Raw genomic sequence first — 15,845 nt, 5'->3', positions numbered from 1 at the left:
CTTCTGAAGAGGCAGCCTCTGCTGTTTGTTAAGTTCCGTGATTGCGTTAGGAGGTAAGACATGAGTGAAGAAATAAAAATCAGGCAGGAAAGATTCCAGCTGTTAATGGAACAGGTAGTTATGCCTGATGATTTAATTTCCGGTTATCTGCAAGGTGCCTACATAAAAAAACTTGAAGTCTATACAAAAGCTAAAAAGTGGCGGTTCCAGTTTGTATTACCGGAGATGCTTCCTTTCCAGGTATTCGAGTTATTCCGCTCCAGAATAATCCAGGGGCTTGAGCATATAGCTGAAGTGGACATTTTATTTACTTATGAAAGTGAAGTTAATTTAAATAAGCATTTGCCTGCTTACTGGCCTTATTTTGTTGAGAAATTAAGAGCTTCAACTAACGGACTGATTCACCGCCTTCAGGAACAGACACCTGTCATTGATGGACAGAAACTGATTCTTGCGGTTCTTAATGAGACAGAAGCCGAAATGGTACAGAGAAGAGTCGCTGAACCTTTAAAAGAAGTCTGTAATGAGACAGGATTCGGCACCTTACATTTGCAGACAGAAATAAAAGAATCAAAGGAAGCAATGGAAAAGTTTGCCGAGCAGAAAAAAGAAGAAGACCACAATAAAGTGGTAGAAGCGATGTTAGAGAAACAAAAACAAGAAGAAAATGCAAAAGATATGCAGCACAATGTAAAAGTCTCCATGGGAGTAGCAATCAAGGATGACAGCCAGCCGATCAAAAATATTGTTGAAGAAGAACGGCGTATAACTGTACAAGGATACGTCTTTCATGCAGAGACAAAAGAGCTTAAGAGCGGCCGGACCCTCCTTACATTTAAGATCACTGACTATACGGATTCAATAACCGTCAAAATGTTTTCCAATGATAAGGAAGATGTCCCCGTTTTTGAATCGGTCGGTAAAGGCATGTGGCTGAAAGTACGCGGAAGCGTTCAAATGGATACGTTCATACGGGACCTTGTCATGATGGCTAAAGATTTCCAGCAAATAACGCCTGAAGAAAAACGGGATACAGCCTCCGAAGATGAAAAACGGGTGGAACTGCATTTACATTCTCCGATGAGTCAGATGGACGCGGTAACTTCCATGGGCGCGTATGTCGAACAGGCTAAAAAATGGGGCCATCACGCGATTGCACTTACAGATCATTCTGTTTTACAGTCATTTCCGGAAGCCTACGGAGCAGGAAGCAAACACGGAGTGAAAATTTTATACGGTGTAGAAGCCAACCTGGTGAATGACGGAGTTCCTATTGCTTATAATCCGGCAGAACGTGTGCTGGCAGACGAAACCTATGTGGTGTTTGATGTTGAAACGACCGGTCTGTCTGCTGTTTATAACACGATTATAGAATTAGCAGCTGTAAAAGTGAAAGATGGGGAGGTTATTGATAAATTTGAGTCCTTTGCCAACCCGCACGAGAAACTGAGCCCTACTATAATTGAATTAACAGGAATCACAGACGATATGGTAGAGACAGCGCCGGAAGTTGAAGACGTGCTCGAAAAGTTCCATAAATGGATGGGAGACGATATACTCGTTGCCCATAACGCCAGCTTCGATATGGCATTTTTAAATGCAGGTTATCAGAAAATGGGATACGAAAAAGTGCCTAATCCTGTCATTGACACCCTGGAGCTTGGCAGGCTGCTTTATCCATCTTTTAAAAACCATCGTCTAAATACACTCTGTAAAAAGTTTAATATAGAATTAGTCTCTCACCACAGAGCTATATATGATGCTGAAGCAACCGGTCATTTACTTTGGAAAATGGTAAAAGACGCGATTGAAAAAGACATAGTTTCCCACAAACAGCTCAATGAACAGGCGACTTCCGATGATTATAAAAAACAGCGCCCAACACACTGCACTATTTTTGCTAAAACTAAAGAAGGATTGAAAAACCTTTATAAACTTATATCTTTATCACATATCAATTACTTTTACCGTGTACCGCGGATCCCGCGCTCTGAATTAATCAGGCACCGGGAAGGTCTTATTATAGGATCCGGATGTGATAAAGGGGAAGTGTTTGAGGCGATTATGCAGAAATCGCCGGAAGAAGTAGAAGAAACGGCAGCGTTTTATGATTATTTAGAAGTACAGCCGCCTTCCAACTATTATCATTTAATAGAGAAAGAGATTGTAAGAGACGAATTAGCTTTAAAAGATATGATTAAAAACGTCATTCAAATTGGCGAAAAGTTAGGTAAAAAGGTCGTGGCTGCAGGAAATGTTCATTACCTTCATCCTGAAGACCATATTTACAGAAAAATCCTGATCGCTTCCCAGGGAGGGGCGAACCCTTTAAATAAACAGACGCTTCCTCAGGTTCATTTCCGAACGACAGACGAAATGCTCGAATGTTTCAGTTTTTTACCTGAAGATAAGGCGAAAGAAATCGTGGTATCTAATACCCGCGCTATCGCAGATGAAATTGAGGAAATAAAACCTGTACCAGATGACTTATATACCCCTCACATCGAAGGGGCAGACCAGGAAATCAGAGACATATGCTATACAAGAGCAAAAAGTATCTACGGGGACGATTTGCCGCAGAATGTTATCGACAGGCTTGAAAAAGAGCTGACAAGTATTATCAGCAATGGCTTCTCTGTTATTTACTTAATCTCGCAGAAACTTGTAAAAAAATCTCTCGAAGACGGATATTTAGTAGGGTCCCGTGGGTCGGTAGGTTCAAGTTTTGTAGCCACCATGATGGAAATTACGGAGGTTAACCCGCTCCCGCCCCATTATGTTTGCCCAGCTTGTAATCATTCCTATTTCTTTGATGATGGAAGCGTCGGTTCAGGGTTTGACTTGCCTGACAAAGCATGCGAAAAATGCGGAGAAGAATACAGTAAAGACGGCCACGACATTCCTTTCGAAACGTTTCTTGGCTTTAAGGGAGACAAGGTGCCGGATATTGACTTAAACTTCTCAGGTGATTATCAGCCTGTCGCCCACAATTATACAAAAGAATTATTCGGGGAAGAGTACGTGTACCGGGCCGGAACGATTGGAACGGTGGCCGAGAAAACAGCATATGGGTTTGTCAAAGGGTATGAAAGCGATGAGCAGGTGCAGTTGAGAGGCGCAGAAATTGACCGGCTCGTTTCAGGATGCACCGGGGTTAAACGAACGACCGGGCAGCACCCTGGAGGGATTATTGTCGTACCTGACCATTTGGATATATATGATTTCTCGCCGATTCAATTTCCCGCCGATGACAGAGAATCAGAGTGGAAAACGACGCACTTTGATTTCCATTCCATCCACGATAATTTATTGAAACTGGATATTCTGGGGCATGATGACCCGACAGTGATACGTATGCTGCAGGATTTAAGCGGCATGGACCCGAAAGATATTCCAGTCGATGATCCTGAAGTGTTTAAGCTTTTTGGAGGGACTGAAGCATTAGGGGTATCAGAAGATCAGATTATGTGTAAGACAGGCACATACGGGATTCCAGAATTTGGTACCCGCTTTGTCCGGCAGATGCTTGAGGAAACAAAACCAACGACTTTCAGTGAACTGGTGCAGATTTCCGGTTTGTCCCACGGGTCTGATGTTTGGCTTAATAACGCAGCTGATCTTATAGCTGACGGCACATGTGTGCTGAAAGACGTGATTGGCTGCCGTGACGATATAATGGTTTATCTGATATATAAAGGTGTCGAGCATTCTCTGGCGTTTAAAATTATGGAGTTTGTACGTAAAGGGAGGGGACTGCAGGAAGAATGGATTGAGGAAATGAAAAAGCACGGTGTTCCCGACTGGTATATCGGCTCCTGCCTCAAAATCAAATACATGTTCCCTAAAGCCCACGCTGCGGCCTATGTGCTGATGGCCATCCGTATTGCATATTTTAAAGTTCATCATCCGATCTTGTTTTATGCGGCTTACTTCACTGTAAGGGCAGATGATTTTGAACTTGAAACGATGTGCAGGGGCTCAGCCACAATCCGAAAAAGAATTGAAGAAATATACAGTAAAGGGCTTGATGCGACTCCAAAAGAAAAAAGTCTTGTTACCGTTCTGGAGCTCGCCCTTGAAATGTGCGAAAGAGGATTTTCATTTAAGAAAGTAGACCTGTACCGTTCAAAAGCTTCTGAATTTCTGGTAGACGGGGACTCACTGATTCCTCCTTTTAATGCTCTGTCAGGAGTGGGAACGAACGCAGCTATAAATATTGAGAAAGCAAAGGAAGCAGGCGAATTCCTGTCTAAAGAAGACTTGAGAGAGAGAAGTAAAATCTCAAAAACTGTCCTGGAAAACCTGGACGACCATGGGTGTCTCGAAGGCATGCCTGATTCCAATCAGCTTTCGTTATTCTAAATATCTGTATGAAAATGGAGATGCCCTTTACAGGGGGCGGTTTGCAACCCCTATTTGATTGTGTTATATTAATGAAGGACACAGGTATAGCAGCGGCAGAAAGAGTGGGGAAACCCACTCTTTCTTTTGCACTAAATGATTTTCCATTACTAGGAAACGCCGGTAATAACGGCTGGTTTTGTATAAAAAAACAGTGAAAATGCAAGTAATAGGATGAAGCTTTTTACAGAAAAGGAGGTTGAAGGTATGTCAGGCGGTATACAGAGTAAAGTGGAACAGCTTGCACACCCGATAGTGGAAGAGCTCTCTTTAGAGCTCGTGGATGTAGAGTTTGAGAAAGAAGGCAAAAACTGGTTTTTACGCGTCTATATAGACGGCGATAACGGTGTGGATCTCGATGACTGTACAGCAGTCAGTGAACGATTAAGCGAATCCCTTGATGAGCATGACCCTATTGAACAGGCTTATTATTTGGAAGTGTCTTCTCCTGGGGCAGAACGGCCTCTCAAAAAGGAAAAAGACATTGAAAATGCAGTAGGGAAAAATGTTTATGTGACAACCTATGCACCAATTAATGGCGATAAAGCATTTGAAGGAAAGCTGGCACAGTTTGATGGCACGACCCTCGTCATAGAAACAGAAGATAAAACGAGGACCGTTCCTGTGTCGGTGCCTTACGATAAAGTGGCTAAAGCCCGTTTAGCTGTTGTATTTTAGCTTGCTTACAGGTTTGTCAGCGGGGCTTTTAATAACGAAAGGGGGAACTGAGTTCCATGAACAGTGAATTTATGGAAGCATTAGCAACCATTGAAAAGGACAAAGGAATTGATAAGGAAATTATACTCGAAGCGATTGAACAGGCTTTGATTACTGGCTATAAGCGAAACTTTAATTCAGCTCAGAATGTCCGGGTGGATATTGACCGGGAATCGGGCGTTATCAGAGTTTTCGCCAGGAAAGAAGTAGTAGAAGAGGTGTTTGACGCCAGACTTGAAATTTCACTTGAAGAAGCAAAAGGCATCAACCCTCTATATGAGGTGGATGACGTGGTGGAAATTGAAGTCACTCCCCGGGATTTCGGGCGGATTGCTGCACAGACTGCCAAGCAGGTAGTCACACAGAGAGTCAGAGAGGCAGAACGCGGCATTATCTATTCCGATTTTATAGACAGGGAAGAAGATATTATGACTGGGATCGTCCAGCGGCAGGATCACCGCTTTATTTATGTAGATTTAGGGCGAGTGGAAGCTTTAATGCCGATCGGCGAACAAATGCCGAATGAAACTTACCGTCATAACGACCGTATTAAAGCATTTATTACAAAAGTCGAAAAAACGACTAAAGGACCACAGATTATGATTTCCCGGTCTCACCCCGGTCTTTTAAAACGCCTGTTTGAGCTGGAAGTCCCTGAGATTTATGATGGTACAGTTGAAGTGAAATCTGTCTCGCGTGAGGCGGGGGAGCGCTCTAAAATTTCTGTCCACGCCGAAGATCCGGATGTGGATCCAGTAGGTTCATGTGTTGGACCAAAAGGGCAGAGAGTCCAGACAATTGTTAATGAGTTAAAAGGGGAAAAAATTGATATCGTACGCTGGTCTGAAGACCCTAAAGTTTACGTGGCAAACGCTTTGAGCCCTTCCAAGGTTTTACAAGTGACGGTTAATGAAGAAGAGAAAATGACTCAAGTAGTTGTACCTGATTACCAGTTATCACTTGCGATTGGAAAACGGGGACAAAATGCCCGTTTAGCAGCTAAATTAACAGGCTGGAAAATTGATATAAAAAGCCAGACAGATGCTGAAGAGCTGGGGATTTACAATCCTGACGGCCCGGCTGAAGAGGAGACAGGCTGGGAAGACTTTGGCGGGGAAACTGAATGGGAAGAGTTCGATCAGGACGCAGTACCACAGAATGAAGATTTTTATAAAAAAGACGGAGAAGAAAGATAAGGAGGGGGAAGGATGGCAGGAAAGAAGAAAACTCCCCTTCGAAAGTGCGTCGTAACTCAGGAAATGAGGCCTAAAAAAGAGCTCATCCGAGTGGTGCGTTCGCCTGAAGGGGAAGTATTTATTGATCCGACTTCAAAAAAATCAGGCCGGGGCGCATACATCTCAAACGACGCGCAAGTAATTAATGAAGCAAAAAAGAAAAACAGTTTAGCGAGACATTTAAAAGCTGAAGTTCCTGAAACGTTATACGACAGTCTCCTTCACTTTCATCAAAGAGGGTCTCTTTAATGAGTGATAAAGGATGGAGACAGCTCCTCGGGTTAATGCAAAGAGCAGGTAAACTTGTGACCGGGGAGGAACTGGTCGTAAAATCAATTCAAAATAAAAAAGTCCATTTAGTTATCGTTGCCTCAGACGCTTCAAATAATACGACAAAAAAGATTACTGATAAATGCACCTATTATAATATTCCTTATATTATTTTTGAAAACCGTTTTGCAATCGGACAGGCAATTGGTAAAGCGGAGCGGGTAGCGATAGCGGTACAGGACAAAGGTTTTGCAAATAAATTTCGCTCAATGATTGAGTAGATATTCATACAGCAGCAAGTTTTTAAGTAATAAGTGCTGGCATGAATACAGGAGGTATGTATATGAGTAAAATGCGGATCTATGAATATGCCAAAGAGAAAAAAACGACGAGTAAAGAGATTATTAATCGTCTGAAAAATATGGGAATAGAAGTAGCCAACCACATGAGCGTCATCAATGAAGCGACTATTAAAAAGCTGGACGGCTCCCAGGGACCTGCAGAAAGCAGCAAAAAAGCCGGTAATGACAACAAACAAAAAAACCAGGGGGCTTCCAATCAGCATGTGAATGACGATCAGCCTTCAAAAGAAAAACCGAGAAAACGCACATCCAAGGAAGATGACCCTAAAAACAGGCCTGGTAAAAAAGATAAGAATAAAAACAAGCGCAATAAAAATCAGAATAAAAACCACCAGCAGCCAAACCGTCAGCAGCCTGGCAAAAATAACGGCGGTAAAAAAGAAATGCCATCAAAAGTTACTTATTCTGAACCTATTACAGTCGGGGAGTTTGCAGACAAGCTGAATAAAGAGCCGTCGGAACTTATTAAGAAGCTTATGTTTCTGGGTGTAATGGCCACAATTAACCAGGAGCTTGATAAGGATACAATTGATATCCTTGCCGAGGAGTTCGGTGTAGAAGTGGAAGAAGAAGTGATCGTTGACGAGACAGAATTTGAGTCAATCATTGAGGATGACGATCCTGAAAAGCTTCAGGAGCGTTCTCCTGTAGTAACGATTATGGGGCACGTTGACCATGGGAAAACCACTTTACTGGACAGCATTCGTCATACGAAGGTAACAGCCGGTGAGGCTGGAGGTATTACCCAGCATATTGGTGCCTACCAAGTTGAAGAAAACGGCAAGAAAATTACTTTCCTTGATACACCAGGACACGCCGCGTTTACTACGATGCGTGCGCGCGGGGCTCAAGTAACAGATATTACAATCCTGGTCGTTGCGGCTGATGACGGGGTTATGCCTCAGACAGTGGAAGCCATTAACCATGCTAAAGCTGCCGGAGTGCCTATTATCGTTGCAGTTAACAAAATTGACAAAGAAGGATCAAATCCAGACCGTGTGATGCAGGAATTAACTGAGCATGAGTTAGTGGCTGAAGCATGGGGTGGAGAGACAATTTTCGTGAACGTATCTGCCCTGAATGGTACAGGTATTGATGACCTGCTTGAAATGATTTTGCTCGTGTCTGAAGTAGAAGAACTGAAAGCCAATCCGGAAAAAGAAGCCATGGGAACAGTTGTAGAAGCTGAATTAGACCGCGGCCGCGGACCTGTTGCAACATTGCTTGTACAGGCAGGTACACTGAATGTTGGAGATCCGATCGTCGTAGGTAATGCGTTTGGTAAAGTAAGGGCTATGGTCAACGATCTGGGAAGACGTGTGAAAACTGCGGGACCTTCAATGCCGGTAGAAATTACAGGCCTTAACGCTGTGCCTCAGGCCGGAGATCAATTCCGGGTGTTTAAAGATGAAAAGAAAGCCCGTCAAATTGGTGAAGCACGTGCCGCTAAGCAGCGTGAAGCGGATCGTAAAGAAAGTTCCCGAGTCAGCCTGGATGATTTATTTAACCAGATTCAACAGGGAGAAATTAAAGAAATCAACGTCATTGTAAAAGCAGATGTTCAAGGCTCTGCCGAGGCAATGAAAGGGTCTCTCGAAAAAATAGAAGTTGAAGGTGTAAAAGTAAATATCATCCATACCGGAGTCGGGGCAATTGCGGAATCGGATATTATCCTCGCCTCTGCATCGAATGCCATTGTGATCGGCTTTAATGTCCGCCCGGATGTTAATGCGAAACGCACGGCAGAAGTAGAAAAAGTAGAGGTTCGTTTACACCGCGTCATTTATGATGCTATTGAAGAAGTAGAGGCTGCTATGAAAGGCATGCTGGACCCTGAATACGAAGAAAAAGTAATCGGCCAGGCAGAAGTCCGGCAAGTATTCAAAGTGTCTAAAATCGGTTCAATTGCCGGTTCTTATGTCACAGAAGGCAAAATTACCCGCGATTCTTCCGTAAGGCTTGTCCGGGATGGTGTCGTCATATTTGAAGGCGGACTCCGTGACTTAAAACGTTTTAAAGACGATGTAAAAGAAGTAGCTAAAAACTATGAGTGCGGAATTACCCTTGAAAACTTCAATGATGTGAAAGAAGGAGACACCATTGAAGCTTATGTGATGGAGGAAATTAAGAGGTGAGCATCGGGTCACTGATTATTGAAGCAATGATTTATAATGCACAGTCATTAAAACAGAAACGTTCGGTCACTAAAAGTGTTGCCGCGAGGCTGAAACAGCGGCTGAACGTTTCCATTGCTGAAATAAACCATCAGGATGTTTGGCAGCGGACAGAATGGGCTATTGTGTCTGTAAGTGCAGAAAAAAAACAGGCCGAAAAAGAGTTACAAAAAGCCATATCCATCCTGGAAACTTACAATGACTTGGAAATCACTAATATTACGTGGGAATGGCTGTAAGGGCAGTTCTGCATTCTGCCTGAATCAGCCAGGAAAAGTGATAATTCAAGATCATTTAAAAGTCAGGCGGTTTTTTATAAAGCCAGTAATACTCTTTCTCTATATTAGAGCCTGAAGTATGAAATGACCTTTTGAGATAGGAGTGGCGTACAATGAGTAAAGTTCGTGCCAATCGCGTCGGAGAACAAATTAAAAAAGAATTAACTGATATTATCCAGCGTGAACTGAAGGATCCCAGGATAGGATTTGTGACTGTTACTGCTGTAGATGTAACCGGAGATTTACAGCAGGCCACAGCCTTTATCACCGTGTATGGGGAAGATGAAGAGAGAAAAAAAACGCTGGATGCTTTGGAAAAAGCCAAAGGTTTTATCCGATCAGAAATCGGAAAAAGAATTCAGCTTCGGAAAACCCCGGAACTGGCCTTTACATTTGATGAAAGTATTGAACGGGGCAACCGGATCGACCAGCTGCTTCGGAAACTTAACGAAGACGAAAAATAAAATGAAAAGGGGATAGAGGAGGACTTTCTATCCCCTTTTCTGTTTGTACATATGGAGGCGGAAGATACAAATGAAAAATGAAATAATGGGTGTATTTCCATTATGGAAACCGAAAGGCATGACTTCGTTTTCAGCAGTTAAGGAAGTCGGGAAAAGGTTCAATACTAAAAAAGCAGGTCATACAGGTACCCTCGATCCCGATGTGGAAGGGGTCCTGCCGGTCTGTTTAGGAAAAGCCACTAAAATAGTAGAATATCTGACAGCTGATCATAAGACATACAAAGGCGAAGTTACGTTAGGGTTTTCGACCACAACTGAGGATGCAGGCGGTGAGGTGGTTGACAAATCGCATGTAGACCGTACGATCACCGAAAATGAAATCAACAGTGTATTTAAGCAATTGACAGGCGCTTTGGAACAGACGCCGCCTATGTATTCTGCTGTTAAAGTCAAAGGAAAAAAACTTTATGAATACGCCAGAGAAGGAAAAACGGTCGATCGTCCGTCAAGGCAAGTGACTATATACGATCTGGATCTCCTAAGTGCGCCCAGGGTAAATAATAACGGGACAGTGTCGTTTCAATTCCGTGCCAAATGCAGTAAAGGAACGTATATCCGTACATTATCCGTGCAGATCGGTGAAAAACTCGGTTACCCGTCTCACATGTCCCATTTAGTCAGAGAAGCTTCCGGTCCTTTTGTTGGAGAAGATTGTGTCACTCTTGACGAGCTTGATCACGCATCAGCTGAAGGAAGAGCGAACGACCTGCTTATCCCTGTAGAACGGGCGCTGGAAAGGTTTTCTTCCATTACAATCAGCGGGGAAATTGAAAACAAGGTGCTGCAGGGAGCTATTTTACCAGTTCCTGAACAAACTTTTTCTATGGACGAATCCATCTTTGCTATATATAATCAAGAAGGCCGCGTTCTAGCTCTGTATAAAAAAGACGAGAAAAGAAACGGCATGATGAAACCGGAAAAGATGATCCGGACCATTCATGATTAATACTATTTTTTGGGAAAAATGAGGTGGCTCCTTTGGAAATTATTCACTTAACACACCCTCATCGCCCGATGAACCTTCCGCCGACAGTGACTGCTTTAGGCTTTTTTGACGGTGTTCATCTAGGGCATCAGAAAGTGATAGAAACGGCTGTAAAAAAAGCTGCCGATGAACATATTAATTCTGCTGTCATGACTTTCTTCCCTCATCCTAAAGAAGTCTTGCGGAAGAATGGCGGACACCCTGTCCGCTATCTTTCCCCCCTGGAAGAAAAAGAAAAGCTGATAGAAAAGACAGGTGTGGATTACTTATTTATTGTAGAATTTACTTCCCGCTTTTCAGAATTATCCCCCCAGCAATTTGTGGACGACTACTTAATTGATTTAAATGTTAAACACGTGGTCGCTGGTTTCGATTATTCTTACGGCAGACTGGGAAAAGGGACAATGGAAACAATGCCTTTCCATTCAAGAAACTTAATCACGCAGACGACAGTGGAAAAAGTAGCAGGCCAGGAAGGGAAAATCAGTTCCACTTCCATCCGTGAGGCAATGGCTAAAGGTGAAATAGATAAAGTGAACAGTTATTTAGGCAGAAACTATAAGATAGCCGGAGTGGTGGAACATGGAGAAAAGCGCGGACGCACGATCGGTTTTCCTACTGCCAATGTTTCCACTGATGCCCAAAAGGAAATTCCTGCTGCCGGCGTATATGCTGTCACCTTTAAGGTGAACGGAAAGGCGTATTCAGGTGTATGCAACATTGGTTCTAAGCCTACTTTTCACGATGAAACCTCCAAACAAACGATAGAAGTCCATCTCCTTGATACAGAAAAGAATTTATACGATGAGAAAGTTGAAGTCGTTTTTCTTAAGCGGATTCGGGGAGAAATTAAGTTTGATGGCGCGGAGGCCTTAATTGCCCAGATTAATAAGGATATAGCAGAGGCCCGCAGCTTCTTTTAAATCAGCTGCTGATTTTCCTTATGTAGCAGCAAAAGCTTCATTTTCTGCACACAGCGTCTCATTTTTTAGAAAGATTGCTATAATAAATTAAATTTTTTATGAAAAACTTGAAATCTCTTCTTTTAACTAGTATGATTAGTATTGCTATGAACCGATGCTTGGCAGCACGAGTCACCGACGTCTGCTCAGCAATTGGGGATTAAGATAAAGGAGGTGGAACAGGATGGCATTAACTCAAGAACGTAAAAATGAAATTATTGACCAGTTTAAAACTCATGAGAACGACACAGGTTCTCCTGAAGTCCAGGTAGCTATCCTTACTGAGCAAATCAATACGCTAAATGATCATTTGCGTACACACAAGAAGGATCACCATTCACGCCGTGGTCTTTTAAAAATGGTCGGTCAACGTCGTAACCTGCTTACTTACTTACGTAATAAAGACGTTACTCGTTACCGTCAAGTTGTCGATAAGCTTGGTCTTCGTCGATAATAGCCAAAGCGGGAGATTCTCCCGCTTTTTCTTATGGATTAAATAGAGGTGCCTGCTGACAGGGAATATAGTGTTTCGTTACATATATTTTTTTGATATGATATAAAAGTCAGGGTTTATCAATGGATAGATTTTCTTTTAAATGTTAAAAATGTTTATAAATTGTTACCTTCACTTAATATACACCATGTTTAGTACATAAAAACAAAGTTAACAATAATAAAAAGGCTTTTGATATTATTATTACGCTGAGAGGAGTCAAGTCAAATATGAGTCAAGAAAAACAGGTTTTTTCTATGGAATGGGCCGGCCGTACACTTACGGTTGAAGTAGGCCAATTTGCTAAACAGGCAAACGGAGCAGCCATGATACGTTATGGTGACACCTCCGTATTATCTACTGCTACAGGATCAAAAGAACCGAAAGATTTACCTTTCTTTCCGTTAACAGTAAATTATGAGGAACGCTTATATGCTGCGGGTAAAATTCCGGGCGGATTTATTAAACGTGAGGGCCGTCCGAGTGACCACGCTGTCTTAACAAGCAGGCTGATTGACAGACCAATCCGCCCATTGTTCCCTGACGGGTTCCGTAATGATGTTCAAGTGATCAGCATGGTAATGAGTAATGACCAGAACTGCTCACCAGAGATGACTGCAATGGTAGGGTCATCTATTGCTCTTGGCATATCAGATATTCCATTTGGAGGCCCGATTGCCGGAGTGACTGTTGGAAGAGTGGATGGTGAATTTTTAATTAATCCGACAACAGACCAAATGGAAAAAAGCGATATTAACTTAATTGTTGCCGGTACTAAAGACGCAATTAATATGGTGGAAGCGGGTGCTGACGAAGTGCCTGAAGAAATCATGCTTGATGCCATTATGTACGGCCATGAAGAAATTAAGAAATTAGTTTCTTTCCAGGAAGAGATCTTTGAAAAAGTCGGAAAAACTAAAATGGAAGTCCAGCTGGTAACTACCGATGAAGAACTTGAATCAGAAATCCGCGGCAAGGCAGAGGCTGACCTTGTTAAAGCTGCCACCGTGGTAGAGAAACATGCCCGTGAAGAAGCGATCAAAGAAGTATATGACAACGTTCTCGAAGGGTATGCCGAGGAAGAGGAAGACCGCACAAAAGATGTGAAAGAAATCCTCGATAAATTATTAAAAGAGACCGTCCGTAAACTCATTACGCAGGATAATATCAGACCTGATGGCAGAAAAGTGAATGAAATCCGCCCGCTTGCTTCAGAAATTGATATTTTGCAGCGGACGCACGGATCCGGCCTCTTTACCCGCGGACAGACACAGGCTCTTTCTGTGTGTACGCTAGGGGCATTAGGAGACGTGCAGGTACTTGACGGCTTAGGAATTGAAGAATCTAAACGATTTATGCACCACTATAACTTCCCGTTATTCAGTGTAGGGGAGACAGGCCCGATCAGAGGACCTGGCCGAAGAGAAATCGGACACGGAGCTCTCGGTGAGAGGGCATTGGAGAAAGTGATTCCATCTGAACAGGAATTCCCTTATACGATCCGTCTCGTTTCAGAAGTGCTGGAATCCAACGGGTCAACCTCTCAGGCGAGTATATGTGCAAGCACGTTAGCTATGATGGCAGCCGGTGTGCCGATTTCTTCTCCTGTTGCAGGTATTGCTATGGGGTTAGTAAAACATGAAGATAAGGTTGCCGTTTTAACAGATATCCAAGGTATGGAAGACGCGCTTGGCGATATGGACTTCAAAGTCGCCGGGACTTCAAAAGGGGTCACAGCTCTTCAAATGGATATCAAAATAGAAGGTATCGATAAAAATGTGTTGCAAGAAGCTTTAGAGCAGGCGCAGGAAGGCAGAATGCAGATTCTTGAGAATATGCTGTCAGCTATTCCTGAGCCTCGTGAAGAACTCAGTCAGTACGCGCCGAAGATTTTAACGATGAAGATTCACCCTGATAAAATTCGCGACGTTATTGGACCAAGCGGAAAGACCATTAATCAGATTATTGATGACACAGGAGTTAAAATTGATATTGAGCAGGACGGCACGGTTTATATTTCTTCGTCCGAACAAGAGATGAATAATAAAGCTAAACAAATTATTGAAGATCTTGTCCGTGAAGTGGAAGTCGGCCAGACTTACCTCGGGAAAGTTAAACGAATTGAAAAATTCGGTGCTTTTGTGGAAATCTTCAAAGGCAAAGACGGCCTTGTTCATATCTCACAGCTTGCGAAAGAGCGCGTAGGAAAAGTTGAAGACGTCGTTTCCATCGGTGATGAAGTGCTTGTAAAAGTGACTGAAATCGATAATCAGGGACGCGTTAACTTGTCCCGTAAAGCGGTACTGCCTGAAAACAATGAATCTAAATAATTTATTTAAAAGCTGTCAGTAGCTGGCAGCTTTTTTTGCCGGATTTTTTAATCTGTTCCCTGTTTTTGAATTACAACTTTCTTCAGTTCTACCTTGTCCAATAGAAACATATTTTTTAATGGGGTGATTAAAATGCTGAAGAAAGCTTTCGTTCAATCAGGGACTTTGCTACTGTTGCTGTTTATGACCTTCTCTACTTTGCAGAATCCGGTGACTGGAAACTACATCAAAGAAATAACAGGGAAGGCCGAACAAGTATTAAAAGAAGAAGACCCTCTTTATATGGAAATTATCCGTAAACGGCAGGAATATGACCAGCCTGCTGTTGATGCAGTGATAGACCCGGTCTGGAAAGCGATTCCCGGACTGAACGGCAAAAGAATTGATGTACAGAAATCATATGATAAGATGAAGCCTGCGGGTGCCTTTCAGGAAGGCCTGCTGACGTTTGAAGAAATACCTCCGGAAGTCACTTTAAAAGATCTGCCGCCTGCGCCTGTCTATAAAGGAAATCCCGGGAAACCAATGGCTGGTATGATGGTGAATGTAGCATGGGGAAATGAGTATTTGCCGGATATGTTAAAAACGTTTAAAAAATATGATGTGAAGGCAACTTTCTTTTTAGACGGTTCATGGGTGAAAAACAATCCGAATCTTGCTATGATGATAAAAGAGGAAGGCCATGAAATTGGCAACCATGCTTATTCTCACCCTAATATGCAGCAGCTTTCACGCGAACGCATTCACGATGAAATACGGAGAACGAATGAAGTTATAAACGCAGCACTTAACGTGACTCCCCAGTGGTTTGCACCGCCCAGCGGAAGCTATAGGGATGAGGTTGTAAAAGTTGCAAGGGAACATGGAATGTATACCGTTTTATGGACGGTGGATACTGTGGATTGGAAGAAGCCGGATCCGGCCAGTATGGCTGACCGGGTAGTGACAAAAACAGAACCTGGCTCTCTGATTCTTATGCATCCTACCTCTTCAACCAAAGAAGGCCTAGAAACAATGATTACGGGCATTCAGAAAAAAGGACTAAAACTTGGTAACTTATCAGATGTCTTAAGTGAGAAAAGATCATCTGAATAACCAATCAGTAGGAGGATCT

General features: G+C 42.8%; 13 protein-coding genes. All 13 read left to right on the top strand.

All coding sequences use genetic code 11. From position 1 onward, the window contains the following. Positions 1 to 60: 60 nt before the first annotated feature. The 13 genes from BMW59_RS03085 to BMW59_RS03025 all read left to right on the top strand — a co-directional run bounded on the left by BMW59_RS03085 (position 61) and on the right by BMW59_RS03025 (position 15,826). Positions 61 to 4,362, top strand: a complete 4,302-nt coding sequence (locus BMW59_RS03085) for a PolC-type DNA polymerase III (protein WP_093047559.1) — start codon at positions 61 to 63, stop codon at positions 4,360 to 4,362. Between the two features lie 246 nt (positions 4,363 to 4,608). Further along, positions 4,609 to 5,079 (top strand): ribosome maturation factor RimP, encoded by a 471-nt coding sequence (rimP, locus tag BMW59_RS03080; protein ID WP_093047558.1) that lies wholly within the window; start codon positions 4,609 to 4,611, stop codon positions 5,077 to 5,079. 56 nt (positions 5,080 to 5,135) lie between these two features. Then, positions 5,136 to 6,314, top strand: coding sequence for a transcription termination factor NusA (gene nusA / locus BMW59_RS03075; protein WP_093047557.1), 1,179 nt, complete (start codon positions 5,136 to 5,138; stop codon positions 6,312 to 6,314). Positions 6,315 to 6,326: 12 nt separating this feature from the next. After that, positions 6,327 to 6,602, top strand: coding sequence for an RNase P modulator RnpM (gene rnpM, locus BMW59_RS03070; protein ID WP_093047556.1), 276 nt, complete (start codon positions 6,327 to 6,329; stop codon positions 6,600 to 6,602). Next, positions 6,602 to 6,904, top strand: a complete 303-nt coding sequence (locus tag BMW59_RS03065; RefSeq protein ID WP_093047555.1) for a YlxQ family RNA-binding protein — start codon at positions 6,602 to 6,604, stop codon at positions 6,902 to 6,904. The genes rnpM and BMW59_RS03065 overlap by 1 nt, the downstream gene beginning before the upstream one ends. 62 nt (positions 6,905 to 6,966) lie before the next feature. Beyond that, complete coding sequence (gene infB / locus BMW59_RS03060; protein ID WP_093047554.1) at positions 6,967 to 9,120, top strand: translation initiation factor IF-2; 2,154 nt, start codon at positions 6,967 to 6,969, stop codon at positions 9,118 to 9,120. Then, positions 9,117 to 9,398 carry a DUF503 domain-containing protein gene (locus BMW59_RS03055; RefSeq protein WP_093047553.1) on the top strand — a complete coding sequence of 94 codons (282 nt, stop codon included), beginning with the start codon at positions 9,117 to 9,119 and terminating at the stop codon, positions 9,396 to 9,398. The genes infB and BMW59_RS03055 overlap by 4 nt, the downstream gene beginning before the upstream one ends. Positions 9,399 to 9,550: 152 nt before the next feature. Next, positions 9,551 to 9,901 carry a 30S ribosome-binding factor RbfA gene (gene rbfA, locus BMW59_RS03050; RefSeq protein WP_093047552.1) on the top strand — a complete coding sequence of 117 codons (351 nt, stop codon included), beginning with the start codon at positions 9,551 to 9,553 and terminating at the stop codon, positions 9,899 to 9,901. Between the two features lie 82 nt (positions 9,902 to 9,983). Next, complete coding sequence (gene truB / locus BMW59_RS03045) at positions 9,984 to 10,907, top strand: tRNA pseudouridine(55) synthase TruB (protein ID WP_093047712.1); 924 nt, start codon at positions 9,984 to 9,986, stop codon at positions 10,905 to 10,907. Between the two features lie 32 nt (positions 10,908 to 10,939). Then, positions 10,940 to 11,869 carry a bifunctional riboflavin kinase/FAD synthetase gene (locus BMW59_RS03040; RefSeq protein ID WP_093047551.1) on the top strand — a complete coding sequence of 310 codons (930 nt, stop codon included), beginning with the start codon at positions 10,940 to 10,942 and terminating at the stop codon, positions 11,867 to 11,869. Positions 11,870 to 12,092: 223 nt separating this feature from the next. Then, positions 12,093 to 12,362: a 30S ribosomal protein S15 gene (gene rpsO / locus BMW59_RS03035; RefSeq protein ID WP_093047550.1), complete on the top strand. Its 270-nt coding sequence runs from the start codon at positions 12,093 to 12,095 to the stop codon at positions 12,360 to 12,362. A gap of 269 nt (positions 12,363 to 12,631) precedes the next feature. Continuing rightward, positions 12,632 to 14,731 (top strand): polyribonucleotide nucleotidyltransferase, encoded by a 2,100-nt coding sequence (gene pnp / locus BMW59_RS03030; protein ID WP_093047549.1) that lies wholly within the window; start codon positions 12,632 to 12,634, stop codon positions 14,729 to 14,731. Positions 14,732 to 14,863: 132 nt separating this feature from the next. Further along, complete coding sequence (locus tag BMW59_RS03025) at positions 14,864 to 15,826, top strand: polysaccharide deacetylase family protein (RefSeq protein ID WP_093047548.1); 963 nt, start codon at positions 14,864 to 14,866, stop codon at positions 15,824 to 15,826. The last annotated feature ends 19 nt before the right edge of the window (positions 15,827 to 15,845 follow it).

It is taken from the genome of Salipaludibacillus aurantiacus (assembly GCF_900111295.1).
GTDB classification, from domain to species: Bacteria; Bacillota; Bacilli; order Bacillales; family Salisediminibacteriaceae; genus Salipaludibacillus; species Salipaludibacillus aurantiacus.
The sequence above is the reverse complement of the archived record's forward strand: the minus strand, read 5'-3'. Positions and strand labels throughout refer to the sequence as shown.

What these genes read in the sequence shown, in the direction of transcription:
- BMW59_RS03065 (WP_093047555.1), top strand. Translation starts at nt 6,602, where the DNA reads ATGAGTGATAAAGGATGGAGACAGCTCCTCGGGTTAATGCAAAGAGCA.
- BMW59_RS03025 (WP_093047548.1), top strand. Translation starts at nt 14,864, where the DNA reads ATGCTGAAGAAAGCTTTCGTTCAATCAGGGACTTTGCTACTGTTGCTG.
- rpsO (WP_093047550.1), top strand. Translation starts at nt 12,093, where the DNA reads ATGGCATTAACTCAAGAACGTAAAAATGAAATTATTGACCAGTTTAAA.
- pnp (WP_093047549.1), top strand. Translation starts at nt 12,632, where the DNA reads ATGAGTCAAGAAAAACAGGTTTTTTCTATGGAATGGGCCGGCCGTACA.
- rbfA (WP_093047552.1), top strand. Translation starts at nt 9,551, where the DNA reads ATGAGTAAAGTTCGTGCCAATCGCGTCGGAGAACAAATTAAAAAAGAA.
- nusA (WP_093047557.1), top strand. Translation starts at nt 5,136, where the DNA reads ATGAACAGTGAATTTATGGAAGCATTAGCAACCATTGAAAAGGACAAA.
- rimP (WP_093047558.1), top strand. Translation starts at nt 4,609, where the DNA reads ATGTCAGGCGGTATACAGAGTAAAGTGGAACAGCTTGCACACCCGATA.
- BMW59_RS03085 (WP_093047559.1), top strand. Translation starts at nt 61, where the DNA reads ATGAGTGAAGAAATAAAAATCAGGCAGGAAAGATTCCAGCTGTTAATG.
- infB (WP_093047554.1), top strand. Translation starts at nt 6,967, where the DNA reads ATGAGTAAAATGCGGATCTATGAATATGCCAAAGAGAAAAAAACGACG.
- rnpM (WP_093047556.1), top strand. Translation starts at nt 6,327, where the DNA reads ATGGCAGGAAAGAAGAAAACTCCCCTTCGAAAGTGCGTCGTAACTCAG.